18 protein-coding genes are annotated in these 25,537 nt (G+C 62.3%); 4 read left to right on the top strand and 14 right to left on the bottom strand.

The annotated features are described in order from the left end of the window. From AU381_RS11730 to AU381_RS11715, 4 genes are all read right to left on the bottom strand, one after another. Complete coding sequence (locus AU381_RS11730; RefSeq protein ID WP_064241955.1) at positions 1–1,902, bottom strand: ABC transporter substrate-binding protein; 1,902 nt, start codon at positions 1,900–1,902, stop codon at positions 1–3. Further along, the gene (locus AU381_RS11725; protein ID WP_064241954.1) at positions 1,899–3,791 is read right to left on the bottom strand and encodes an ABC transporter ATP-binding protein; all 1,893 of its coding nucleotides are present in this window, start codon (positions 3,789–3,791) and stop codon (positions 1,899–1,901) included. The genes AU381_RS11730 and AU381_RS11725 overlap by 4 nt, the downstream gene beginning before the upstream one ends. A gap of 204 nt (positions 3,792–3,995) precedes the next feature. Continuing rightward, positions 3,996–4,964: a polysaccharide lyase family 20 protein gene (locus tag AU381_RS11720; RefSeq protein ID WP_064241953.1), complete on the bottom strand. Its 969-nt coding sequence runs from the start codon at positions 4,962–4,964 to the stop codon at positions 3,996–3,998. A gap of 7 nt (positions 4,965–4,971) precedes the next feature. Continuing rightward, the gene (locus AU381_RS11715; protein ID WP_064241952.1) at positions 4,972–6,321 is read right to left on the bottom strand and encodes an adenylate/guanylate cyclase domain-containing protein; all 1,350 of its coding nucleotides are present in this window, start codon (positions 6,319–6,321) and stop codon (positions 4,972–4,974) included. Between the two features lie 496 nt (positions 6,322–6,817). Between AU381_RS11715 and AU381_RS11710 the strand changes: the two genes are divergently transcribed. Further along, a complete protein-coding gene (locus AU381_RS11710; RefSeq protein WP_064241951.1) occupies positions 6,818–8,155 on the top strand; it encodes a nucleotide sugar dehydrogenase in 1,338 nt (445 codons plus the stop codon). Here AU381_RS11710 and AU381_RS11705 read toward each other — a convergent pair. Further along, positions 8,145–9,332 (bottom strand): DUF3095 domain-containing protein, encoded by a 1,188-nt coding sequence (locus AU381_RS11705; protein WP_064241950.1) that lies wholly within the window; start codon positions 9,330–9,332, stop codon positions 8,145–8,147. The genes AU381_RS11710 and AU381_RS11705 overlap by 11 nt on opposite strands. Positions 9,333–9,586: 254 nt before the next feature. Between AU381_RS11705 and AU381_RS11700 the strand changes: the two genes are divergently transcribed. Continuing rightward, a complete protein-coding gene (locus AU381_RS11700; RefSeq protein WP_064241949.1) occupies positions 9,587–10,417 on the top strand; it encodes an MBL fold metallo-hydrolase in 831 nt (276 codons plus the stop codon). Here AU381_RS11700 and AU381_RS11695 read toward each other — a convergent pair. The 6 genes from AU381_RS11695 to AU381_RS11670 form a co-directional block, all read right to left on the bottom strand. Then, a complete protein-coding gene (locus tag AU381_RS11695) occupies positions 10,404–11,174 on the bottom strand; it encodes a polysaccharide deacetylase family protein (protein ID WP_064241948.1) in 771 nt (256 codons plus the stop codon). The genes AU381_RS11700 and AU381_RS11695 overlap by 14 nt on opposite strands. Beyond that, positions 11,171–12,268: a glycosyltransferase family 4 protein gene (locus AU381_RS11690; protein WP_064241947.1), complete on the bottom strand. Its 1,098-nt coding sequence runs from the start codon at positions 12,266–12,268 to the stop codon at positions 11,171–11,173. The genes AU381_RS11695 and AU381_RS11690 overlap by 4 nt, the downstream gene beginning before the upstream one ends. A gap of 78 nt (positions 12,269–12,346) precedes the next feature. Further along, positions 12,347–14,467, bottom strand: coding sequence for a mechanosensitive ion channel family protein (locus AU381_RS11685; RefSeq protein ID WP_064241946.1), 2,121 nt, complete (start codon positions 14,465–14,467; stop codon positions 12,347–12,349). Positions 14,468–14,617: 150 nt separating this feature from the next. Next, on the bottom strand, positions 14,618–16,969 hold the full coding sequence (locus AU381_RS11680; RefSeq protein WP_064241945.1) for a GumC family protein: 2,352 nt from the start codon (positions 16,967–16,969) through the stop codon (positions 14,618–14,620). Positions 16,970–17,675: 706 nt separating this feature from the next. After that, positions 17,676–18,974: an O-antigen ligase family protein gene (locus AU381_RS11675; RefSeq protein ID WP_064241944.1), complete on the bottom strand. Its 1,299-nt coding sequence runs from the start codon at positions 18,972–18,974 to the stop codon at positions 17,676–17,678. Between the two features lie 87 nt (positions 18,975–19,061). After that, positions 19,062–20,210 carry a glycosyltransferase family 4 protein gene (locus tag AU381_RS11670; RefSeq protein ID WP_064241943.1) on the bottom strand — a complete coding sequence of 383 codons (1,149 nt, stop codon included), beginning with the start codon at positions 20,208–20,210 and terminating at the stop codon, positions 19,062–19,064. A gap of 463 nt (positions 20,211–20,673) precedes the next feature. On the opposite strand from AU381_RS11670, the gene AU381_RS29675 reads away from it, so the two are divergent. Further along, positions 20,674–20,829: a hypothetical protein gene (locus AU381_RS29675; protein WP_156528584.1), complete on the top strand. Its 156-nt coding sequence runs from the start codon at positions 20,674–20,676 to the stop codon at positions 20,827–20,829. 205 nt (positions 20,830–21,034) lie between these two features. Further along, positions 21,035–22,639 (top strand): GMC oxidoreductase, encoded by a 1,605-nt coding sequence (locus tag AU381_RS11665; protein ID WP_064241942.1) that lies wholly within the window; start codon positions 21,035–21,037, stop codon positions 22,637–22,639. Here AU381_RS11665 and AU381_RS11660 read toward each other — a convergent pair. The 3 genes from AU381_RS11660 to AU381_RS11650 all read right to left on the bottom strand — a co-directional run bounded on the left by AU381_RS11660 (position 22,563) and on the right by AU381_RS11650 (position 25,477). Then, positions 22,563–23,828, bottom strand: coding sequence for a DegT/DnrJ/EryC1/StrS aminotransferase family protein (locus AU381_RS11660; protein ID WP_082909888.1), 1,266 nt, complete (start codon positions 23,826–23,828; stop codon positions 22,563–22,565). The genes AU381_RS11665 and AU381_RS11660 overlap by 77 nt on opposite strands. A gap of 113 nt (positions 23,829–23,941) precedes the next feature. Continuing rightward, positions 23,942–24,613, bottom strand: a complete 672-nt coding sequence (locus AU381_RS11655) for a PIG-L deacetylase family protein (protein ID WP_064241941.1) — start codon at positions 24,611–24,613, stop codon at positions 23,942–23,944. Positions 24,614–24,787: 174 nt separating this feature from the next. Then, positions 24,788–25,477, bottom strand: coding sequence for a sugar transferase (locus AU381_RS11650; RefSeq protein WP_064241940.1), 690 nt, complete (start codon positions 25,475–25,477; stop codon positions 24,788–24,790). Between the last annotated feature and the right edge of the window lie 60 nt (positions 25,478–25,537).

Below are 25,537 nucleotides of genomic sequence, written 5' to 3'. Positions count from 1 at the left end.
TCAGCTATCCTGTTCCAGCCAGAACGTATCCGGCTTGTAGGCGCCGAAGTAACTCGTCGGGTCGAAGCCCCAAAGCGCCTCATCCGGTATGTTGCGCAGCTTCGTCGTGACGAGAATCGGCTGAAACGAACTGTTGACGATGCCGATCGAAAAAACCTGGTCCGTATAGATGGACAGCATCTGCCTCCAGATGTCCGCCCGTTCGGCATCGTCTGCGGAATGCCGCCAGCGCTTGAGCAGGGCGAGCAGCTCGACGACCGGCTCCAGGTCGGGGGTCTCGCCCATCTCCCCATGGGAAATATAGTTCAGGCCCCAGACCGGCCATTGCAGCTGATCGTCGGCTGTCGGCGCGAGTTGCCCTGGGTTCATGTCCGCCGTCGGCACGCCGTTGTCGATGCCGAACCACATGGACATGATGATTTCGCCGCCGACCGCCCGGCTGCGGAAGGTATCGCGCTGCGAGGTGCGTATGAAGAGCGAAATGCCGACCTTCTGCCAGTAGTCGGTGATGAGCTGCAGCACATCCGTATCGAGCGTGCTTTCGCCAGGCGTTTCCACGACGATCTGCGCCCTGCGGCCATCGGGAAGGATGCGGATCCCGTCGCCGTCGCGCTTGGCAAGTCCAGCCTGATCGAGCAGTGCGTTGGCCTGGTCCGGATCATGGGCGATCCAGGCACTCGCGAATTCCGGACGGAACAGCGGACTATCCGGCAGGACCGTGTCGGCGCTCTCCTTCGTCAGCCCGTAGAAGACCGCCAAGTTGATCTCGCGCCTGTCGATCGCCAGCGACAGGGCCCGGCGGACCCGCGCGTCTCTCAAGAGCGCCCGCCAGACCGGATCGGCGCAATTCAGGTTGGGAAGCAGTGCCAGGCGGGAGCCGGACGTTTTCTTCCACAATTTGACCTTCACGGGATAACGCTTCTCGGCGTCTTTCAGGTACGTATAGTCGACGAAGTCGATCCCCGCCGCCTGCAGGTCGCTTTCGCCCGTGCCCGTCTTTGCCGGGATGAGCGCCGATGAACTGACGCTCAACACGAATTTGTCGATGTAAGGCAGCTGCAGGCCGTTTTCGTCGACGCGGTGGAAGTACGGATTGCGCTCGAAGACGAACTGTTCGGCCGGCAGCGGCGTCGTGTTGCGCCACGGATCGAGGGTGGGCAGGTCCGGGTTCTCCGGCCTGTAGGAGCGCGCCATGCGCTGGTGGAGCTGGTGCCACTTCTTGACCCTCTCCTCCTTCATGAGCGCCTTCAGCTTGTCCTCTTCCTGATACTTCTCGTGGAACTGCTTGAGATAAGCGGAGGGCATGGCGAGAACCAGCGGCTGCGGCGCCGCCAGCTTCTGCAGGAAGTCCGGATTTGGCATCGGCCAGGAGTAGCGCAGCGTGCGCTCGTCGAGGATTTCGAACTTCGCCGCCTCGCCATCCATGACCATCGCCGTCGGCAGGCCCGCAGGCGACAGGTCCTCGTTGAGCAGCACGTCCTCGAAGCAGTAGCGGAAGTCCTCGGTCGTCAGCGGAGTGCCGTCCGACCACTTGTGCCCTTCGCGCAGATGAAAGGTGAAGATCCGGTCCTCGACGGTCTCATAGCGCTCGAGAACGTCCGGGTGGAGGTTGAGCGCCGCATCGTAGCCGACCAGCCGCGCATAGCCGTAGATCGTCATCAGGCGAATGTCCTTGGCGCTGCCGATGAGGCTGCGAATCGTCCCGCCATGCCGGCCGGGTTGTCTCCCCATCGCCGCGACGTTGATCACGCGGGGCGTTTTCGGCAGTCGTTCGCTGAGCGGCGGAAGCTTGCCTTCTGCGACAAGCGGCGCCAGGGCGTCGGCTCCGCCGGCTGCGGCGAGCAGGACCCTCGGCAGGGCGGTTGAAGCGAGAATGGCGAGTGCTGTTCTTCGGGTAATCACGAGCGTAACTCCCTTGCATCTGCCGATTTCCTGGCGAGCACATAGTGACCGCCGCCAAGATCGGCCGGAAAGAGCGCGTTCTCCTCGCCGCCGTCCCAGAATTGCGCTCCCCATTGACTCTGGTCGGAGCACCCGCTCGCCTGGAGCGCGTCGAAATCGAGTTTCCGATCCAGATCGGGATAGGGCACGGCTGCCAGCAGCGATTTCGTATAGGGATGTACCGGATTGCGCATCAGCACCTCGCGCGGTGCGAGCTCGACGATCCGCCCCGAACACATGACGGCGATCCGGTCCGCCATGTAGTCGACCACCGCGAGGTTGTGGGAGATGAACAACATCGTCAGGCCGAGTTCCTTCTGCAGATCCTTGAGGAGGTTGAGGATCTGGGCCTGAACGGAGACATCGAGAGCCGAAACGGGCTCGTCGCAGATCAGCAGCTGCGGCACGAGCGCAAGTGCCCGGGCGATGCCGATGCGCTGCCGCTGACCGCCGGAGAAGCTGTGCGGGTAACGATTGATGAAACGCTGGTCGAGGCCGACCGCCTGCAACAGGGAACGGACGGTTTCGACTCGTGACTTCGGGTTGCCTCGCCCGTGGATCTCGAGCGGTTCGCTGAGGATGTTCTTCACCGTCATGCGCGGCGAAAGCGACGAGACCGGATCCTGGAAGACCATCTGGATCTTGGCGCGCAGAGCCTTGAGCTCGGCGCCATCGAGCTTCAGGACGTCGACGGCGCCCTCCCCGTCGTCGAAGGTGACCGAACCCTGGTCCGGCGTCACCGCGCGCATCAGGATCTTGCTGACGGTCGTCTTGCCGCAGCCGCTCTCGCCGACCAGCCCCAGGCATTCGCCGCGGCGGATGTCGAAGCTCACATCGTCGACGGCGCGGTGACGCGACGTGCTGCCGTTGCCGAACCAGCCCGACGAACGCGTCGAGAACGTCTTGCACAAATTGCGGACCGAGACGAGGACGTCCGGTCCGGCGGCCCTTCTGACTTCCTGGCTTCCGAGAAGCGTCCCTGCCTTGACCGGCACTTCGCGAAGCGCCTTCAGCCTTTCGCCCGGCTTCATGTCGAAATGCGGTACGGCCGCCATCAGCCCCTTGAGATAGGGATGCTGCGGATTGCGGAAGATCGCGTCGACCGGCCCCGCCTCGACGATATCGCCGTGATAGATGACGACGACCTCGTCGGCCATGTTGGCGACGACGCCAAGGTCATGCGTGATCAGCAGCATGGCCATGTTGAGCTTGGACTGGAGTTCGCGGAGCAACTGCAGAATTTGCGCCTGCACCGTCACGTCGAGCGCCGTTGTCGGCTCGTCGGCGATCAGCAGTGCCGGGCGGCAGATCAGCGCCATGGCTATCATCGCCCTTTGCCGCATTCCGCCGGAAAGCTCGAAGGGGTACATGTCATAGGCCCGCTTCGGATTGGCGAAGCCGACATAACCCAGAAGCTCCTCGGTTCGCGCCCGCCGCTCGGCCGCGTCCGCCTCGGTGTGGATCTTCAACACTTCGGAAATCTGGTTGCCGATCGTGTGGAGCGGCGACAGCGAGGTCATCGGCTCCTGGAAGATCTTGCTGATCCTTGCGCCGCGGATGTCCTGAATCTCGCGCCCGTCGGTCTCGAGCGAAAGCAGGTCGACAGGCTTTGCGCCAGCCGCCGGATCGTTGAACAGAACTCGGCCGCTCACGCTCGCGACGGTCGGCAGGATGCCCATGACCGCCTGGCTGATAGCCGACTTGCCCGAACCGGACTCGCCGACGAGCGCCGTGACCTTCCCCGGCAAAATCCTGAAATTGGCTCCCCGGACGGCCTCCACTTCGCCGCCAAGCACGGAAAATGTGATCCGCAGACCCTCAACCCTTAACAGGTCCGCTCCTGATGTCATTGCAACACACTACCCTCATTCCCCTCCTGCATGACCCCCGCCTTCGGCGGAGTACTATGCAAGCAATTTCAAGTGTCACAGCGACCTTGACGAGCCCCGCGGCGCTGTAGCGTCCGCCATTCGAAACAGTAGCTTAGCTTCCGCAGGCTGTCCAGCACGCCACCGGACGGCTGCGAGGAGGGGTTCGGAAGTCGCGGCCGCACCTCAGGGAAAGGGACAAACGCCGTTTGTCAGGACATCGGCGCAGCGCGGTGAGCGGCGGAAGTCGTCGTAGTAGAGCGTCCAGTCGGTGGTGTCGGCGGCGCGATAGGGGCCGAACTTGAAATACTGATTCTCTCCGAGCCCCTTGTCGGCATGGCCGATATGGCCCTTGACCGTTATGACCGGCTTACCGTTGGCAAACAGCTCGATGTGCCCCGTACCGTCCGGCCCGGGCTTGGTGAAGATCGCGAAATCGATCCAGCCGGAATTCGGCTCGGGGAGCGGGTTGCCGTGATCGGTGACCGTCACCGCCTTCGTGCAGGAGTTGAAAAGGCTACTGTCCTGCGGCGTCCAGTTTGGATCCGTGGCAACCAGGATGCGCACCTGATTGACGTCGGGCCTGGCCCAGGCCGGTACCTCACCCGGCCCGCAGCGGGCCGGTGTACCCTCCGGCGCCGTGGAAACCGGCGGCTGGTAATTGGTCTCGATCGTGGCGAAGAGCTTTCCGAGGTCCATGCGCAGCGCCAGAAAGGGGCTGAAATCCCCGTCGGCGCCGGGATCGATCTCGCGCTTCCACTGCGCGATAAGATAACGGTGGTCACCGCTCGGAATGGGGTCTTCGAATTTGACGGCGAAGCCGTACCAGACGCCCCGGTCATAGGGGACGCGGAGCGCCGTCTTTTCCCAGATTTCCGCCCGCTCGCTGCAGCCGTCATTCGAGGTCGGGCAATGCGGCACCACGCTGAGCTTCAGCCCGCCATTGCCCGTCCGTTTGACCGCCCCCTGAAACTCGACGGTGCCGGCGCTCTGCTCGAAGTTCTCGCGGTAATAGAGGCCGCCCTCGGGGGCAAAGTCCTTGCCTTCGAAACCGTCGACCAGCTTCTGCTCCAGAGGCGGTTGTTGCTGCAGTGCTTGAGCATTTGCGATGCTCGGTACGAGAAGAGTGGCGGCCAGCAAAGCTACGCGAAACATTTATCCCTCATTGGAGCATCTTGTCGATCAGGCCGCGCGGCCCCGGCGGCCCGATCTTGTTGCGATAGAGCAGCATGACATGCTCCGCTTCGGAAAGTCCATCCTCTGTCTGATCGTCGGCGCGTTCCTGCGCAATGGCGGTGAGGGCCGCGTCCTTGGGATAGAGAACCGTGAATTTCTGGCGCACGCCGCGCAACCTCTCCTGCCCGAGCGTCAGCCAATCGCCGCCGCAATAATTGACGAAGGCTTCGCTCGCGACGACGTTGTGGCCATACTTCTTCGTCAGGTTCTGCAGCCGCTGCACCTCGTTGACGGCCGAGCCGAAAACCGAAAAGGTGAGCCGGTCCCGCAGTCCGACATTGCCAAACATGACGTTGCCGACGTGAAGGCCGACGCCGTAGCCGATCGGTTCGCGGCCCTGCCTTTTCCGATCAGCGTTGAGTGCGGCGACGCGGGCGCGCGCCATGCCGACCGCGGCGAAGGCTTCGCGGCTGGCAAGTTCCGAGGGTTCCTTGTGCCGGCCGCAGGGATAGACGGCGATGAACCCATCGCCGACGAAGCTCAGGATCTGACCGCCATGGCGGTTGAACGGCGTCGCGATCGCGTCGAAGAAACCGTTCAGCGTTTCGATGTAGGCCTGCCGCCCCTCCTTTTCCGCAAGAACGGTCGAGTCGCGCATGTCGGCCATGACCAGGACGGCGCGAACCGTCTCGCCATCACCCCGGCGGACCTGACCGCTCAGCACCCGTCGCCCGGCATTCGCGCCGAGATAGGTGGTCAACATGTTGTCGGCGAGCTTGCCGAGCACGGCGACCTTGGCAGCGATCGCCAGATGGTTCTGCAGCCGAAGCAAGGCGGCAATGACGTCGTCGCTGAAGCCGCCGTGGCGATCAGTCGTCCAGGAGCCGACCATGCCGTGCTCGGAGACGGCGCCGAGCGGCTGCATGAAAGCGATATAGTCGGTCGCTCCCTGTTCCTTGAGTTCATCGAAGATCGGGAACTCGGAAGGCAGGGCCGGGTCGATCCGTCGCCGCACGTGGTCAAGGTTGTTGCTGAGCAGATAGTAATAGGGACTGCGGAGGAACCGATCGGGATTGAGCGCCAGTTCCTCGTGGCGAAGACCGCTGACCTCTACGCCCCGGCCGCGCCACCAGGTGAAGCCGAGCGCGTCATAAAGCGGATGAAGCATCGAAAAGGACAGGTGGACGCGCATGAGAGGCAGGCCGGCCGCCGCCAGTCGCTCGCAGAAGCCGCGCACGATCGTCTCGAGCGATTCGTCACTGAGCGACGTCCGCATCAACCAATCCGCGACCTTGTCCAGGAGGATTTCGGAAACATTGTCGTTGATCGCACTCATTCCCACGTCCTCATTGTCGCGACGGCGAATGCCGCCCGCACGCCCTGTAGAACTGGCGAACGAGATCGCCTGCCCCGGCAGCATTGGCTGTGGCACCGTCAGTAAAGAAAGGCTCCGGCCGCATCCGGCGGCGGCGGCGCGCAGCGATCCGATCGCCACGACTCTGCCTTGCAGATATTCACCGCCGGGCCAGATTTCCAGTGAGATTCACAATTTTTAATCGTAGGTGAATCCTACACGGAACCGGCTATCCGTTTACACCCTCTAATTGTCGGGGTTGTCGATGGAACGACGCTGCACCTATTCCCTAAATCGTCGCCGGTTTAAAGATAAAACATGCAGCAATTCAAAGTGCTGCAGCGTCCTTTGTGCAAGATGCACGGCGCCGCAGGCCCGCGCTTGACTTGGCGCGGCTTTCTCGCCAACAAAACCGAACCAACTCGCGCGGCCACCCGTCCCCAGAACGGCTTGTTCGCCCACCAAATTGGAAACGACCTTGACCTCCCTTCATCACGACAGGCTTCTCGAATCGATCTCCGCCCGCACGGCCAAGATCGGCATCATTGGCCTCGGCTATGTCGGCCTGCCTCTTGCCATCGCGGTCGCGCGCTCAGGTTTCTCGGTCACCGGCTTCGACATCGACCCGGAAAAAATCATCGCGCTCGACGGCGGACACTCCTATATCGAGGCCGTCTCGGACGAGGCGCTCAGCGGGGAGGCCGCCGCCGGGCGGTTTCGCTCGACGACCGACTTTGCCGAACTCGGCGGTTGCGACGTGATCGTCATCTGCGTGCCGACGCCGCTTACCAGGCATCGCGACCCCGATCTTTCCTTCGTGGAGAGGACGTCGCGCTCGATCGCGGCCTGCCTGCGGCCGGGCCAGCTCGTCGTTCTCGAATCGACCACCTATCCCGGTACGACCGATGGGATCGTCCGGTCGATCTTGGAAGAGACCGGCCTGAAATCGGGCGAGGACTTCTTCCTGGGCTTCTCGCCTGAACGGGAGGACCCCGGCAACCGGAACTTCGAGACGGCGAGCATCCCGAAGGTCGTGGCCGGCGACGGGCCGCTCGCGGCAGCGCTGATGGAGCGCTTCTACGCCGCCGTAGTCGAGACCGTCGTGCCGGTCTCGTCCAATGCGACGGCCGAGGCGGTGAAGCTTACGGAAAACATCTTCCGGGCGGTCAATATCGCGCTCGTCAACGAACTCAAGGTCGTCTACGAGGCAATGGGCATCGATATCTGGGAAGTCATCGAAGCAGCGAAGACGAAACCGTTCGGTTACATGCCCTTCTATCCCGGTCCCGGGCTTGGCGGACATTGCATTCCAATCGACCCCTTCTACCTGACCTGGAAGTCGCGCGAATACGAACTGCCGACGCGCTTCATCGAACTGGCGGGGGAGATCAACTCTGCCATGCCGCGCCACGTGGTAACGCGGCTTGCCGAGGCGCTCGACCTGAGGCAGGGCAAGGCGCTCAGCCGTTCGAACGTGCTGATCATCGGCCTCGCCTACAAGAAGAACGTGCCGGACATTCGCGAAAGCCCCTCGCTTCGGCTAATCGAACTCATCGAGGAACGCGGCGGCAAGGCGGCCTTCTACGATCCGCATGTCGAGGAAATTCCCTCGACCCGGGAGCACATTGCGCTCAAGGGCCGCCGGTCGATCGCATTCGACGAGAAGAACGTGCGCAATTTCGACGCCGTGCTCGTTGCAACGGACCATGACGCCATCGATTACGGCGCTCTTCTCGATTGGGCGCCGCTGATCGTCGATACCCGCAACGTCTTTGCGCGGCGTGGCCTGGCAGCCGATCACATCGTCAAGGCTTGAATACGCGGGCTTGCGGCCCGTGTCCTGCAAGGGCTGCCTTGAGGTTGCGTGCGGCCATGGCGTAACCGCCGGCCGCGCCGTCGATGAAGTGCATGTGATCGCGGCTCATCGGGGACGGCACGATGCAGGTCATCAAAGCGGAATCCTGCCGATGCAGCCCGTAGCGGGAAACGCCCTCCTCCGCGCCCCGCTTCAACCGCTCCTCGATCTGGTTCAGCCGGCCGGCGCTGACATCGATCGTCATCTTCAGGCCGTCGTCGAATTTGCGGAAGTCGGAATTGTTGGCGAGATCGTGCTTGTACTGGGCGACATCAAACCTGCCGATATTGAGCCCGATCCTGAAGCACACGAAAAGAAGGGCGCTCTGCAGCGCTATCCATGGCCAGACCAAAAGGCGCTTGCCCGGTGAGGCGAGGGCGCGCGATTCCATGGCGATCCCAGGCATCGAAAGGCGCGGCTCGGGACCGTTCTCCGGGACGGGATGGCCGCCGCGCTCTTCGCCCTCGGCCAAGGCGACGATGTCGGCGATCAATGCGTGAAATTCGGGACCGTTGCCTCGTTCGCCGGGCACGGCAATGATCGACACAATGAAGCCGTGGTGGGCGACGATCGGATTCCAGCGGCAGGAGAGCCCCGTCAAGTCCGGTCTGGTCCCCGGCGCCGCAGCGTCGATCCGGTAGCGTCCCGCCTTCATCTCCGCTTCCGCCCAGCTTGCGCCACCGCCCGAGAACATCGCGTAGGAAACCTCCTCGCTCGCCTTGAAGCGGGCGACGCGCATGTCGAGACCTTCGGCGCGAATGTCGGCGACCGGGACGAGCGCCGCCCTGAGTTCAAGGCCGAGCTCTTCCGCTACCCACGTCCTGACGGCCGCAAGTGCCGTGCGTGCCTTGGCGGCCAAGGCTGCGGGTATGACGGCGAGCGCCCCGTCGCCACCGAAGACGAAAGGCAGGTTTCTTTCGTCCAGTGCGTTCATGAGGGCCGAGATCACGCTGGCGCCAGCCATGTTGACGCTCTTGTATCGCCCGTCGGCGATCGCCCCGGTCGAATCGACGATGTCGGCAACCGCCAGCGACCACCCCTCAGGCAGAGGCCTGTAATTCGCCTCGTCGGCGACGCCCTCGAACTCTTCGAAAAGAGGCAGGCTCTCGTAAAACTGCATGTCGGCCGGCTGCGCCATGAATGCTGCCCCCTTAACCTTGCGAATGATTGGTTCCGATTCTCAGGGCTCGGGCGGAACTTCTCAATTTTGAACCGGTTAAGACAATACTTAAATCAGGTTAAGCCCGACGACGATAAGCTTTCAAGAAGCCGGCCGGCAAGCATTCCGCGTTCTGGAGTGCCAATGGCATTGCAGGACCCTCATGATTTGTGCTTGTCTAATCAGCGCGCCCGGGCAAAGTGCCCGAGCGAGCAGGATGAAACCGAAACGGAATGCAGGACGACACCTTTCGAGTGAAGTTTTGGGGCGTAAGGGGCAGTTTGCCGGTATCCGGTGAGCAGTTCCTACGCTATGGAGGCAATACGCCCTGCATCGAAGTCCGTTGCGGCGCCGAGGTGCTGATCTTCGACGCCGGCTCGGGATTGCGCGAAGCCGGCCTGTCGCTGATGTCCGAGGGCGTCTCGGAATTCGACGTCTTTTTCACCCACACCCATTACGACCACATTATCGGCCTGCCCTACTTCAAGCCGATCTACCGCTGCAGTTCGGCGGTACGTTTCTGGTCCGGCCATCTGCACGGCAAGATGTCCACGGCGGAAATGATCAACGAGTTCATGCGGCCACCGTGGTTCCCGGTTGGCCCGGGCATCTGTCAGGCAAGCCTCGACACCGTCGATTTCCGTCCGGGCGAGACGCTTTCGCCGCGAAAGGACGTATCGATCCGCACGATGAGCCTCGTCCATCCAGGCGGCTGCGTCGGTTATAGGGTCGACTGGCGCGGCCGCGCCGTCGTTCTCATCTACGACACGGAGCATGAACCGGGAATCCTCGATCCGGAACTTCTCGAGTTCATCGCGGGCGCCGACCTGCTGGTCTACGATTGCACCTATCTGGAATCGGAGATGGCAGCCTACCGCGGCTACGGGCATTCGACCGGGATGCACGGCTCGCGCCTGGCGATGGCCGCCAGCATTCCGCGCCTTGCCATGTTCCACCACGACCCGTCGCGCACCGATGCGGCGCTTGCGGCAATGGAACAGGAAGTACAGGCATTCTTCGGGGGGGCCTTTGCGGCCCGCGACCATCAGGTCATCGACCTATAAGGTCGGATACGTTCCGCCAGCGGCAGGCCGGGTGGGTGGCAGTGGTCTCGAACAGCTTCGACAGAAACACCCACACATTCTCGTCATGGACGAGGTGATGCGTGAGAATGCCGACCGTGCCTCCGCCCTTGGCAACCTGCTCCACTCTCGTGAGAATATCCCGAACGATCTGCACATGATCGCGGCAGCCGCGCGTTCCGTGCCAATCGATGACGTCCACATGGGTGTTGATGATCTGCAGTCCCGGACGAAGAAGAGCGGCGGCTTTGCCGCTCGCCTCCGGCCCGAAGACGGACAGCGCCCGAAACCCGATGCCGCCCAGTCCAGCGGCGATGTCCGTATCGATCCTGTTCCACGGAGGGACGAGCAACGGCACGAAGGAAGCGGGAAAGAGCGCCTTGAGACGGGCATATCCGGCGCGCAGTTCTTCGGAAACCGTGCCGCCGGGACGATGGCCGCCGAGTTCCTGGCGCTTCTCTCCCGGCGGCGCATGGTTTTCGTGCGACCAGCCATGAACCGCGATGCTGATGTCACGGCGGCCGGCGAGGCAGCGCTCGAGGCGCGCGTCGGTATGCGCCGGGATCACCGCCAGGGTCAGCGGCACCGAAAACCGGTCCGTCAAGTCGAGCAATCGATGAAGCGCCGCCGTCGGTTCGATCGCATCGTCGTCGCGCAGCCAGAAATCGGCGCGTTGACCGGCTTCCTGCATTTGGTCGAGCCGGTCGACAAGCGCTTGCCAGATGGGCCCCGTCTTCATTCCGTCTTCCTCACGAAAGCGCCGAAAATAGTCTCAAGCCGCGCGGCCGCGGCAGTCAAGGAGCGCTCCCCGAGTACAAAGCGCCGCGCCCTGGTCCCGAGTTCGGCGCGCAGCCCCTGATCCATGAGTAAGCGCCGGATCGCGCCGGCGAAAAGTTCGACGTCACCTGTCTCCGTCAACAGCCCGGTCTCCCCATTTCTGACGACCTCGGGTACGCCGGCGGTCGCCTGCGCCACAACCGGCAGGCCGGCCGCCTGCGCCTCCAGATAGGAAAGGCCGTAGGCCTCGCCGCATCCAGGCCAGACATAGAGATCGCTACCGAAGAGGAGGCCCGCCACCGTTTCGGGCGCATTCTCGCCGGCCCAGTCCAGCCGCTCCGCCGGCAATCCGGCGAACGCCGACTGCACCTCCGCACGCGATGGGCCATCGCCGACGATCGTCAGCGTCCAGGGAATGTCGACGACCAGTCGCAGAGCAGCCGCGAGCATGTGGTAGCTGTCCATCTTGTCGCCCGGGCGCATCATCGCGACGGCGATCAGGCGGGCCTCGTCCGGTTTCCTCCTCGGCGTTGCCTGAAAACGTCGCACGTCGATGAAAGGCGCCAGCATGGCATAGCGCCCCTCCGGCACGGCCTCTTCGAGCCCTTCGCGATCGCGCTTCGTAAAGCAGATGTTCACCGCCGCCTGCCTTGCGCCAGCCGCGACCGCATCCTGGGCAAGCCTTCTCGCCCCTTCGTTGCGCCGTGACGAATAGGAACTTTCCGCCGTGACGTAGGACATGGCGAATTCGGCGGCCAAGGCGGGACCGACAAGGTCAGGGGCCTTGTAATAGGGATGATAGCAGAACCATGCGTCCGGGGCCCCGTTATCTGCCCAGGTCCGGCGAAGGCGCGCGCTTTCCTCATCTGCTTGCCTGCGCAAATTCAGGTAGGCCGCGTCCGACGCTTCGCGCGAGAAAGCTCGCAGCTGCGATGCGATTTCGACCTCGTGTCCGGCAAGCCTGAGCGCTTCGATCAGCATGCGCGCCATCTGCCTGTCGCCAGAGGGGACGGGATGATCCGGGGACTTCAATGGCGCGTAGAAGGCGATCTTCATGCGCCGCGAGCTATCCCGCCTTCCCCTTGCGATGTCAACATCGAGGCGGAGCGCGTGGCAGGCGATTTTCCTGCTTCCCTACTCCGCGGCGGCCTCCCCTCCTTGCGGGGCAGCCAAGGCGGCGTTCTTCTTGGCGATCGCATCGCGGGTCGCGGCGGCGGCGGCGCTCGCTTGCGCATCGTCGCCTGCAACCTGCACGGTCGGCGAGGCAAAATTGATACCATTGGCGTCAAAGGCCTCCTTGATCATCGCCTGGGCCCGCCGCCTGATCTGGGTCTGGTGACCCGGCTTGGCGGTCATGGCGAAGCTCAAGGTGATACCGTAGTCGCCGAACTGCTCGACGCCCTTCATCTTGACGGTCTCGATGATCAGCGGCCCGAGCTCCTCATCCTCGAGCAGTTTGGCCCCGACCCCCTTCACCACCTTCTTCACCTTGGCGACATCGGTGTCGTAGGAGACGTTGATCTTGAACTTGTCGATGACCCAGTCTCGGCTCATGTTCTGGACCGCGCCGAGCGAGCCGAAAGGCACGGTGAACACCGGCCCCCGGTGGTGGCGCAGCTTGACGGAGCGAATGCTGAAGGATTCGACCGTCCCCATATAGCTGCCGCTCTGGATGTACTCGCCGACTCGGAAGGCATCGTCCATCATGTAGAAGATGCCGCTGATGATGTCCTTGACCAGCGTCTGCGAGCCGAAGCCGATGGCGACGCCAAAGACGCCGGCGCCGGCGATCAGCGGGCCGATCTCGACGCCGAGGCCGGAGAGCACCATCATGCCGGCGACGACGGCGATGAAGGCGGCTAGGAAGTTGCGCAGGATCGGCAGCAGTGTGCGCAGCCGCATGCCGCGGGCGAGCTGAACCGGGTCGGCGACGTCGACGCTGGCCCGCTTGACATGCAGATTGATAAACTCCTTCGTCAGTTGCCAGATCAGATCCGCAGCGAGCAGGATGACGATCCCGGAAAGTACGCCCCGGAAGACGCGGTTGAAGACATCATCCTGCATCATAGCGCTGCCGTTGAAGCGGAAGACGATGGCGAGCCAGGCGGCCGCGAGCGCGATGATGGCGAACCGCGCGCCTCGGTCGATCAGCACATTGCGCATCACCCGGACATTGTCGGCCGCCTGTGCATCCAACATCGTCCGCGTCGCAGCACTGACGGTGCGCAACAGCGGCGGCAGGCCGAGAGCATAGATGCCGATCCAGAATCCGACCCTCATTCCAGCGACCCAGAGGAGCCACAGCAGGATGAGGAAAGCAACGAGCAGCGCGTTGCGCAAGATCCGCCGCCCGACAGCAATGTCCGGAGCTGGCCGGTGGAGCACCGTGGCGATGCCGATGCCGAGCAAGACGAGGCCAAGAGCGGCGCCGGTCAGGTCCCGAACGTCGGCCGGGAACGAGAGGGCCTGCATCATATCCATGACGGCCCACAGGGCGGCGGCGGCGCAAACGATCAGCACGAAACGCCTGTACCAGAACTGTACCACATCCGGCGCGGGCGACGTGTCTGCCGCAGGGGCCTCGACCCCATCCGCATTCTCTTCTGCCGGTTTCGCCATTGCAGCAGCGACTGCAATCAGCAGACGGGCGACGATCCAGGCGATCAAGAGCGGCGCGACCGCCGCCTCCAGCCGGCTCGGCCAGTCGGCAAGTACGAAAGCGGCGATCGCCGCGATTGCGAAGACGACGAGCGGCGCAATGCGAACAAAGGCGGAAAGGCCGTGTCCGGCCTGTACTGCGCTCCCTTTGGCGCTCCGCCGCAGGAGATAGCGCAGCAGAAACTCGGCGCCGTAGCCGACAAGGAGCACCAAGCCGAAACCGCGCAGGATCGGCATGCTCCCCTGGTGCATCTCCGCCGTTATGCGCTCTCTTGCCGCCATCCATTCGGGGACCAACCGCGGCGCGGCTTCGCGCATGCCACCGAGATGTCCCCTGATTTGCGCGACCCATTGCGAGGCAACCCCCTTCGGCGGCACGGCAGACGCCGGCGGCGGCACGGTCTGCTTGGCTGCCAGCCATTGCCGCACCTCCGGATCGTCCAGCAGCTCGATCAACTGCTGGACCTTGGGCGGCGGCGCGGCCGCCGCAGCCTCCTGAGCTGCCGAAGGAGCGGCGAGGCCGAGAAGCAGCTGGAGAATGAGTACGAACAGAACCAGGACTGCGCCTTGCCCACCAAGCCTCAATGCCGGAATCATGCAAGCGCCCCCGTCAACGCGCTGGATAGTTGCAACGCCAACTATATCAAACGTTTGCTGCGTGCGTCAGGTCGGAAATCGCTCGCCGGTTCAAGCCTTCTGCATGCTTCCTAAATCCTAGCCGGTTTAAGGATGAAAACATGCAGCGATTCAAAGTGCTGCGACGTCCTTGGTGCGCCTGAAACGCGCGCGGCGCTGTAGATTGCCGGGGACGGACCGGGAGTCACGACCGCCAGAATTCTCTACGTCCCCTGCGGCCAGACGTCTAAAGCTCTCCTTTAGTTTCTTCGGAAGCGACCGCAGCGCGCGGCGCGGCGAAGTCTCACGGGCCACGGCGAAGTTGAGGATGCTGCCGGCGATCGGTGCGCGGTTGACGCTGAGCCGTTCGATCGCTTCCGTCAGGTCCTGTTGCCTGGTTCTCTCGGCCGCCACCACCAGGAGTACGGCATCGACGTGGGAGCATACCCATATAGCGTCGTCATCGCGGTCGAGGCTTGGCGCGTCGACGATGATCATATCAAATCGGCGGCGAAGCTCCTCGAAAAGCCTGTCGTGATCATGAAGCCCGAGGCGGGAATCGATCACGCGCAGGAACGGATACTCGGGAGCGACCGCGATCAGCGCGTCGAGGTCCACAGTGCCCTCGAGCACCATCCCCAGCGACAGGTTCCTGTTCGGAATGTCCAGGACCGCTGCGGCGCCGTCCGGCTTCGGATCGATGTCCAGTATGACGGCGCGCAGGCCGCTGGTCGTGGCCATCGCCGCCATCCCCAAGGCGCACGTCGTCTTTCCGTCGCCTGCCGAGGCGGAGCAGAACATGACGACCTTCGGCTCCGTGCCGGGCCTAAGGGACCGCCAGGCAAGGCAGAGGGAACGCATCGCCCTGGCAAAGGCCGAATGGGGATTGGCCAGCATGTGATGATATGGGGTCTCGCCCGGCTTCAGCGCCCATTGCACGCTCGGGACCGACACCAGGTTCGGGCGCTTGACGATCGCCTCGGCCGCGTTGGCGTTTCGGACTCTCTTGTCCAGCACATCCAGGGTGATGGCTATCATCACGGCAGCCAACAGGGATGCGATCGCCCCCACCGGTATGGTGAGCTCGGGCTTGGGAAACGAAGGCTCCGACGGAACTTCCGCAAAGGAAGCCATACGCGCGGTTGCCTTCACCTCTTCCTGTTCCGGGTCAAACGAGCCGAGCCGCAAGACGAGCTCATCATAGCGCTTCTGCGCCGCCAGCAGATCGCGCTCCAATTCTCTTCGGCGGATCTCGTCGAGATTTCGGTTCTGCATCTCTTTCTGGATCTTGCCGACTTCCTGCTGGAACTTCTGGACCCGAACCGTCGTAACCTTGGCATCGTTCTCCAGCTCCTGAACGATGCGCCTGGCCTCCTCGTCGATCAAACGGCGGTTGGAAACGATCTCCGCGTCCGCATCCATGACCAGGGGGTGGTTGCGTCCGAACTTCGCCGTGAGCTGAGCCTTGGTGCGCAGCAGGCGACCTTCCTCCGTTCTCAAAGTGCTCAGCAAATCCGAGGTCAGGACTCGGCCAACCTCGTCCACGCCCTTGGTGAGCAGCTGCCTTGCCTCATTGTATTTGGCCCACGCGCCGGCCTCGTCGACGCGCGCCAAAGTGAACTGTTCGTTCAACTGCTCCATACGAGCGCGCAGCACGTCGTCTCTCGGATCGAATGTAAGATCGCTGCGGCTTGTGAACTCGGCCATCTCGCGTTCTTTCCTGGCGATCGATTCGGTCAAGGCCGTTGCTTGCGTTCGCAGGTAATTCAGCGTGTTCTTCGCGGCATGCTCCTTGAGCGTCGATGTCCAGACGACATAGTTCGAGGCAACGCCATTGGCGATTTCCGCTGCCTGTTGTGGAAATTCGTGCTCGACATAGATCGTCATCGCCAGGCTTTCGCCCCGACGGGCGGCCGATACGGAGTCGTAAAGGCGCGTAATCGCCCGGTCTCGCTGGAAGCCGCCGGCCAGGAGGCGCTCGCGCAAATCGGCGCGGCCCTTCGCAATGTCACTGCCGGGCGCCGCGGCAAACGGAAGCCAATTCGGGAGCCATGCCGACTCTCCGGCCGATTGGGTTGCTGCGGCGTTCGGGTTGAAATAGGGATCATCCATAAGCTTCAGGTCATCGACAACGAAACCCAAGAACTCGCGCGACGTGACCAAGTCCATTTCGGTGTCCATCGCCGACTTGTCGCGTTCGAGCTGCTGCAGTTCGAGCACCGATTCATAAGGCCGTGTGTCGTTGCGATCGAACACCAGAGTAGAATGGGCGGTATAGGTCTTCGTCATGGTGAATGTCACGACAGCCGACAGAAGCGTGCCGAAAAGTGTAATTCCGACGATGACTTTGGCATAGCGTCGCAGCAGTTCCAGGATATCGGAGAGCGTATAGCTCGAGTCTTCGCGCTCCGTCACGCCGGTGCTTGTCCCAACGCGTTGCCGTGCCTGTTCGCGAGCTTCGAAATCCCGATCGAAAATCAGCATAACGCCCACTCCCAACTTATCGGATACCAGAACATCCCGCTTTCCGACTGGGATCACTGAAAGCGGGTCAAATACCTGGACTTATGTGAGCGTCCTTTGCGCGTCACCGATACGCTCGGCGCTCCAGTCTTTCGAAGCTGCTTGACGCTCCTAAAGTCAAACTAGCCGCTGCGCTGCAAAAATACTTGCGCAGAGAATGAGAGCAATTTCAGAACGATTTTCTTCTTTCGATCGTCGCCTCAAGAGCAACAATACTTCGCATCCAAATCGTCTACCGGGCCGAGCACGATATGACTCCGCCGCCGGGCGCGCGCCCAGGGCCCGTAGCACCTGACGACTGGCGCCAGTCGATAGTACAGCAAAACCACGTATGAAAAAGAAAAGCTTGACGCCAATCTTGCCGAGATTCCAGGGCTGCGACACCAAGGAACATGGCATGCCGTGGGAACAGGCGGATTGGAATGCACGGTCTGCACAGACTCAGCCATGGCAAAATCCAGTCACAATCACTAGTCGACGACGTCATCAAGTATCAATATAAAGAAATTGGAGTGTCCTGTTTATCACGCGCGCCTAGCGGGAACAATGAAAAACCTCCAACAGGCCGCCCGCCTGTTCAGAGTCGCGAAGCTTAAGTCTTTGAATGATCTTTGATTTGACGAGTCGCGATGGCGCTCCCTTTGCCATGCATTCGCAGCCAACCTGGTCATGGCCTACCGGTTTGCCCCGTCGGTCGCCTTGACCGGGCGAATTCGAGCAACAGCGGGTACATCACCAGCAGCAGTATCGTATACCGATAACGCTGGTAGATATGCGCGTTGGTGCTGGCCATTGCCGCAAAGACCAGGAAACTTGCGAAAACCGCGCTCCCGCTTTGACGAGCGATGCCTTTGCGCCAGGCGAGCAGCCAGAGGATCATGCCGAGCGAGCAAAGCAACAACCACCCGGCAAACGACAGCAATCCCCCTTCCACCCACAGAAGCAGGAAAGTGTTGTGAACGGGCGCTTCCTGCACGCTCTGCAGCCGGAACTGGTCGGCTCCAATGCCAAGCAGGGCGATGTCCTTGTCCCCGATCAGGTTCAGGGCCTCGGCCATCAGGTCGGTTCTATCGGCGAAGGTGCCCGCCTCGGAAAAATCTCCTGAGACGACCGCCGGCAGAACGCGCTTCTGGAAGGTTGTAGGCAGATATTCGATGCCGCCGAACTGAATGAACAGGGCCGCGCAGACGGCAAGCGGCAGCATCTTCATCAACAGACCCACCCGGAATGTCAGTGCCGTATATACGAGGATGCCGACGGAGGCCGCGATAAGGCCGCTATTGGAACTCGTGAGCACAAGAGCGAGGACCATCACGGCGGAGAACACGGTGAACGGCACAACGGCCAGCCGCTTGATCGAGCGCAACCAGAGAGCAATGACGATTGCCATCGCATTCAGGCACGCTGCCGCGTTGGCATCCCCGACCAGGGTCGCAAGCCGTCTGCCTCCGGTCACGGTCACCGCACCCGGTACATAGCCGACGGTGTAGAATGTGATGATGCCGTGAAGGTCCAGGACGACGACCCCCAGGAGGAACACCAGGATGCGTCGATAGGCCGCCCGCTCGTCCCCCAGCATGAGAATATAGGGCAGGATCATGAAACAGAAGAAATACTGCATTAGCAATATCAGCCCTCGCACGGGGTCGCCGACGAAAAGACTGCTGACGAGGAGTCCGCTCACGGTCAGAACGAAAGCCGTAATCCAAAACAGCGACGCCGCGCCAAGAGGAGCGCGCGGCAATCGGCCCCGAAAGAGCAGGAAGCCGAGCGCCAGGCTGTAAAGCCCGTCGCTGATCGTGAAGAAAACGATATCCGTCCTGAGAGCCAGAAAAGGCGAAAGGAACACCGCGAGATAGATGATGTAATCCTCGATGCCCGACTGCGCTGACGACCGCGGCCGCGACACGGAAATCGGAGCGCCTGCAAGACGATCACTGGCCCATTCGACAGTCCCGCGTGCCATGATTCCTCCCGATCGACGTTTCTCCAGCCCTTCCCGGCAGAACCGATCACGCTTCACGGTTTGGCGACCCAATTCGCCTCACCTCGGTCATGCAACCGGGCGCTCCAGGGTTGATGCGGCAACCGAATCCCACTCCGCAAGAATTCGCTCCGGCAGATATTTTTTCGCACTTGAGGCAGCATTGACGGCAAGCCGGTCCCGCAAGGCCGCATCGCCTATGATGTTGGAAAGCGCTTCGGAAAGGGCCTCGACGTCGTTGCCTGGAACGAGAATTCCGTCCTCGCCGTGCTTCACCATGTCGCACGGACCCCACTCGCACGCGAAGGACACGACGGGCAGCCCTGCCGCCATGGCCTCCAACAGGACGATGCCCCATCCCTCGTAGCGCGACGACAGGACGAAGATGTCGGCGGTCTCGACCCATTGTCCCGGCCGGTCGGTGACCCCCGGCATCTCGACTCTGTCCTCAAGGCCAAGCTCGTCCCTGAGGGCTTCCAGCGATTTCCTATCCTCGCCTTCGCCCCAAATGACGAGCTTCCATCCGGCATGCTTGGCGGCAATTCTGGCGAAGGCCTCGAGCAGGAGATCGAAGCCTTTTTGACGCGTCAGGCGGCCAACTGCGGTCAGCACATTGTTGCCGCGCCGTTTCTGCCAGCCAGCCGGCAAATCGACGGCATTGGCGATCACCCATCCCCTTCGACGCATCGTCTGCGGGAAGTAGTCAAGCGCCCCTCTGGTCATCGTCACGAGGCCGAAGGCCCGCGGATACAGGCTGCGCTGGAGCCATTTCCAGGCAGGACCGAAGGGCTGCAGCGCCGGATTGTTGCGCTCCGAAACGATTACCGGAACCGCCAGCCCGATGGTGGCGAGCAGCGTCAGCACATTTGTTCGCGTCAGGAAGCTCAGGACGAAGTCGGGTCGGGAGCGCCGGATGGCGGAGCGCAAGCCCTGTATCCGCTGGAGCACGAGCGCACCGGAGCGTAGCTTCGAGGTTTTCTGCGGAGGCAGGCCCAGGCGCTCGATGGAGATCCTGGCATCGAAGTCGTAGTAGGGCTTCGCATCTCCCCGCTCCAGCGTGATGAGTGTCACCGCGCAGCCGATGGAGGTCCAATGGTTCGCGATCAGATTCACTACGTGTTCGGTGCCGCCCGCACCGAGCGCGGGAGCGACGATCGTGATCCGCGCGCCGGACAGCCTCGACACAGCAAACGCCCAGGAATTCGGACCATCGTTCATCTCGAATTGTCCTCCTCGGCCGTTGAGCGATCCGAGCGAAGTGTCACACTTTCGTCCGGATTTCGCCGGTCCCCCTAGTTGCAGCACGTCCCGCACAGGCACGGCTTCCGCTCGGCTCCTCGTTTGATCCCAGGCACGCCATTGACAGAATGCGTGTTTTTCATTTCATATTCAACTTGCTAAAATTTCTTCCAGAAGGCCTAATACAAAATAGGCGTAATCCAATTGAGTTCTCCAGGAAAACACTTAGAGAACTGATTTGGACGTGCGCTGATGATTTTCGGAGCCCGGAAGCACTTCCCCAATAAAGCGTGATGATAAGCGGCGGCAGCGGCGTCTATTTCAATTATTATACTCTTGTAATATCCTCTGCATGACCGACAAAATCTAGTAATCCAAAAGACCTCCGAATACGCATTCACCTATATTTGATCAAATCAAATGGCGGCTCGAGGAAGAGGCGATGGCTAGCATTCTCGGTCGTGCATGGCTCCGGATGAAAAAACAGGCGCCGTTGACCGCATCCGCTCCCCAGGCCGACGGTTTTCTGATCTCCTATCCGAAATCAGGCCGCACTGGTTTCGCTAGGTTCTCGATCGACGCTGCAAGCGGTGGCTGACGACGAAAGGGCAGCTGCCAAGCACGCTTTTGCATGGGCCGACATTGCTCCAAATTCGATTCTCCTATAGAGATACTTGGCATCAATTCCCACCAGATAGTAGCACCTGAAAGCCGCGGGACTTCTCTTCGGGGGCAGTTTTCAATTTTATGCATATGCGATCCTGTTCTTATGCCCTTGTTGGCAATTCATCGGGTCAGCAGCAATGGCAATTGTTACGCGTGCGGGACAAGAAACGGCATCCGAATTCGATGTCTGCATTGTCGGGGCCGGTGCGAGCGGGCTGACAATTGCTTCGGTACTTGCCGGCAAACCTATCAGAGTATGTGTGCTTGAAAGCGGCGGCGACCGGAACGCCCTCGGCCCGTCGGAGCTCGCCACTGGCGAATGCTCCGGATTGCCCTATGCCCCGCTCGACACCAGCCGCCTGCGCGGATTTGGCGGCAGCACGCGCGCCGGTGGATGGGGTGGCCTGTGCAAACCTTTCGATGAGCAGGATTTTGCCTATCGTCCCTGGGTCAAGGACAGCGGATGGCCATTCGGCTTCGAACACCTGAGACCCTACTATGAAAGAGCCGGGGAAACGCTCGGTACCGCGAGTATCGACCTGTTGCGCCTCCGCGACCCTGTTTTTGCGAATCGTTCCGACAGGCTGGCGAGCGACAACGTGGCGCTCTGCCGGAACTTGAGACTCGGCGAACGCCTGCGGTCGACCATCGAGCAATCCGCATCGACCACCGTTTTTCTTCAGTCGACGGCTCTCTATCTCGAATTCGACAATTCCAGGCAGAACGTGACCTCGGTTGTCTTCGATGCGGGGGGCGACCGAACGCTGCGCATTACGGCGCGCGCCTATGTCCTGGCGGCTGGCGGGCTGGAGAATGCCCGGTTGTTGCTTCTCAGTGAAGGGCCCACAGGCCGACAACGGGACTTGATCGGCCGATATTTCATGGACCATCCGCGTTTTTCGGTGGGAACGCTGGTACCGTTGAAAAAGGAAGCCTTTGCAAAGCTGCTGAGCTTCGACCGCATCCGCATTGCCCGGCGCCAGCGAGTGGAAAGACTGATCTGGCCGAACTCGCGGCGCCACTATACCGTCAAAGGCTTGGCGCTGTCGTTCGACGCGCAGCGAGAGGAGCAACTCCTCAATCACCGCGCCTGGGTGGAACCGGTCTTTCCGGGTCTCGGAAGCGAGGCACTCGAAGCGCTCAAGTCGGAACTTCTGTTCCGTCGCGACCTCGGCCTTCGGGGTTCGAGAAAAACCATGGTCTCCCGAACCCTTGACGATTTTCGGGCCCTCAACTGGGCCAAGATCATGCATATGGCCCGCCCGGCCGGGTTGGCGCGTTCATTTCGGTTGCAACATATCGTCGAGCCCGAGCCCTGCGCCGACAGCGCCGTCAAGCTCTCGCAGGTCAAGGACCGTTTCGGCCTGAACAAGATCGACTTGCACTGGCGGATCTCGGACGCGACTCTGAGGTCGCTGCGCCGAACCTTTCAGATCCTGCAGGCGGAGTTTCTTGCGGCTGGTGCGGCCCGGCTGGTCGCAACAGATGACGAATGGGAACAGCTCGAGCGGCCGATGTGGACATGGCATCACATCGGCACGACGCGCATGCATGAGGACCCACACAAGGGAGTGGTGGACGCCCAGTGCAAGGCTCATAGCGTCAACAACCTTTTCGTGGCCGGCAGCTCGGTCTTCCCGACCGCCGGCAACGACACGCCGACATTCACCGCCGTGGCACTTTCCCACCGGCTTGCCGACCTGCTTCTGCATGTCGTCTGCGGCGCACGAAGGTCGCTGTAGCACTTGGAATCGCTGCGCGTCCTTGCCATTGCCCGGTGGCGCTTGCGAGCACACCCCGCAGAGCATGCGCCGCCTTTTCCATCGCCGCCGTGTCGAGGGCCGGATCGACCAGGAAAGCGAGGCTCGTCTCGCCGAGTTCGCGCGCGTTCGGCAGCCTCTGCTCCGGCACCATGCCAATGTCGGCGAATGCCTTTTCGAGGTAAATTTCCGAGCAGCTGCCGCTGAAGCAGGCGACGCCGGCGCTATTCATCTCGGCGACGATCCGGTCCCTGCTCCACCGCGGCTTCAAGAACTCAGGCCGAACGAAGGTGTAGAAGCGGTACCAGGCGTGCTGATACCGGCTCTGTGGCTGCGGCGTGCGCAGCGCTTCTATTTCCTCTGCGGCCCTCGCGAGGATGGCGGCATTATGCGCCCTTATGCTGCGCCATTGCTCAAGGCGCTGCAATTGCCGCAGTCCGAGCACGGCCTGGATGGACATCATGCGCCAGTTGGTGCCGATCGTTTCGTGCAGCCAGCGGAAGCCGGGACGATGCCGTTTGTGATAAACGGCATCAAAGGACTTGCCGTGGTCTTTGCGGCTCCAGGCCTTCTTCCAAAGATCCTCGTCGTTGACGGCGACAAGCCCCCCCTCGCCCCCGGTCGTGAGGATCTTGTCCTGGCAGAAGGAGAAGCAGGCGATGTCGCCGAAGCTGCCTACCGGCCGGCCATCGATCTCGGCGCCATGAGCCTGCGCGCAGTCCTCGACGACCCAGAGTCCCTTCTCGCGGGCAAGCGCCATGATCGCCGGCATGTCGCACGGCCAACCGGCGAGATGCACGGCGATGATGCCCCTGGTTCTCGGTGTCAGCTTCGCCCTGATGGTCTCTGCGGTGATGTTCTGACTGTCGCGATCGACATCGGCGAAGACGGCCCGGCCGCCGGCCATCGGCACGGTGGAGGCCGAAGCGATGAAGCTCCTCGGCGTCACGATGACCTCGTCGCCCGGCCGAAGCCCGAGCGCAAAAAGCGCAAGATCAAGCGCCACCGTTCCGTTCGCCACGGCGATTGCGTGCTCCACGCCGAGAAAGCGCTCATAGGCCGCTTCGAAGTTTCGCACGTGCGGCCCGGTCCAGGCATTCACCTCGCCGGATCGAAGCACGGACACCACATCCTGGATCTGCTCCTCATCATAAACCGGCCAGCGCCCCATTGGTCTCTCCACTTCCGCGTTCGTGACGTCGTGCCCGACAGGACGCCGCAGTGTTGCGTCAGATGGGGCGCCGCACGAGCCCTCCGGCGCGATCTCGCCCGGCTTCGACTTCTTCACACCACCTCGCGCACCAGCACGAAGGCTTCGGCCGCCGGCCGCATGACTGTCGCCCCGCGCAGCGTCGCAAGCGCGCGCAAGGTCGCGGTGGAACGTTCATGCGGCGGCTGGCGCAGCTGCGATGCGAATAGCTGCATGGCTTCCAGCTTCGCCTCGATATGATCGGAGATGTCGACGAAGACATTCGGTGCGAATGCCGGCGACAAATAGGGTGCGTTCCAGTTCGTCTCCGAAAGCGTTTCGTAGGCGAGAATGCGCTTGGGGAAATCCGCCTGATGCGGCCGGCAGGCGACCAACGCCGACGCGAAGGTCAACTGATGGTCGATGTGCATGTCGCCGACAAAGGGCGTCAGGACGGTTTGCGGCGACAGGCGCCGCATCAGGTCGACCAGCGCGGCATTGAGGGCTGAATGTGCCGTCTCCGCCAATTGCGCCGCCGGCAGCCGGAGCCAGAAGGTCTCCTTCACACCTAGCGCTTCATGCGCCCGGCAGGCCTCGGCCTGTATCCTCGCGACGTCCTCCGGATCAAATTCGGGAGGTTTCCCCTCGGTCACCACCGCGACGAAAACCTCCTCGCCCTCCGACACAAGCCTGGAGATCGTCCCTCCCGCGCCGAGCACCTCGTCATCGGGATGCGGGGCCACGACCAGCGTTCGACCGAAAGACATGCACGGGTCACGCATGAGACCTCCTGAGAAGAATTCCCCCGCCGTTTCGGCGCAATGAGCAGACTTGCTGCCAGACAGATCAAAATTCCCGGGCCGCGTCGCCAGCCCAGGCGAAATCCCGCTTCCTGAATGTCTTCGGGGTCGCGAGCCACGTCCCACTAGGTGGGATAGCCCTCAGCGGCCTCCGGCTTTCGAACGCAGCACGCCAATCCGACTGTCGAGAAATTCCTCGGCCACTCTCAGGTGATCCGCGTTGATGCGTTCACCGGCAAGGAGCGTCTTCAAGGTCAGGAACAGGATGCGCGAGTCGAGCCACAGATTGGTATGAGCGACGTACCAGAGATCGAGCGCGATCTTCTGCTCGTCTGACAGCCGCGTGTTGCCGTTCACCTGGGCCCAGCCGGTCATGCCCGGCGCCACCAGGCAGCGCATGCGGCCGAGTTCGCCAAACGCCGCGACGGTGGCGATCGGGAGGGGACGCGGCCCCACCATGGACATATCGCCGGCAAGAATGGCAAGGAGTTGCGGCAGCTCGTCGAAGCGCAACCGCCGCAACAGCGCCGTCGCCTTCGTCTGACGCAACGCGTCCGGCAGGAGGGTGCCATCGGGGGCACACGCCTCGGTCATCGTGCGAAACTTGGCAACCGTGAAAACGCGCATCTGCAAGCCGGCGCGCGCCTGGATGAAGAACAGCGGAGGACCGAGGCTGAACCAGACGATCGCCGCCGTCAGCGCCATCAGCGGCAGGCAGAGCACGAAGGCCGTCGCTGCGAGAATGCATTCGACGCCGCGCTTGAGACGTTGGGCACCCGAGGAGATCGGCAAGCCAAAGCTGGTGAGGGCATGCTCGCGATTGACCTTCAACTCAATGTCTCCCTGGCGCCTGGAGCTCGTCGAGCGCTCGTCTCAAATGGCGATCGAAAT

The organism is Sinorhizobium glycinis (genome assembly GCF_001651865.1).
GTDB lineage: Bacteria > Pseudomonadota > Alphaproteobacteria > Rhizobiales > Rhizobiaceae > Sinorhizobium > Sinorhizobium glycinis.
Note: the sequence above shows the minus strand (reverse complement) of the source record. Positions and strands in the feature narration are given on the sequence as shown.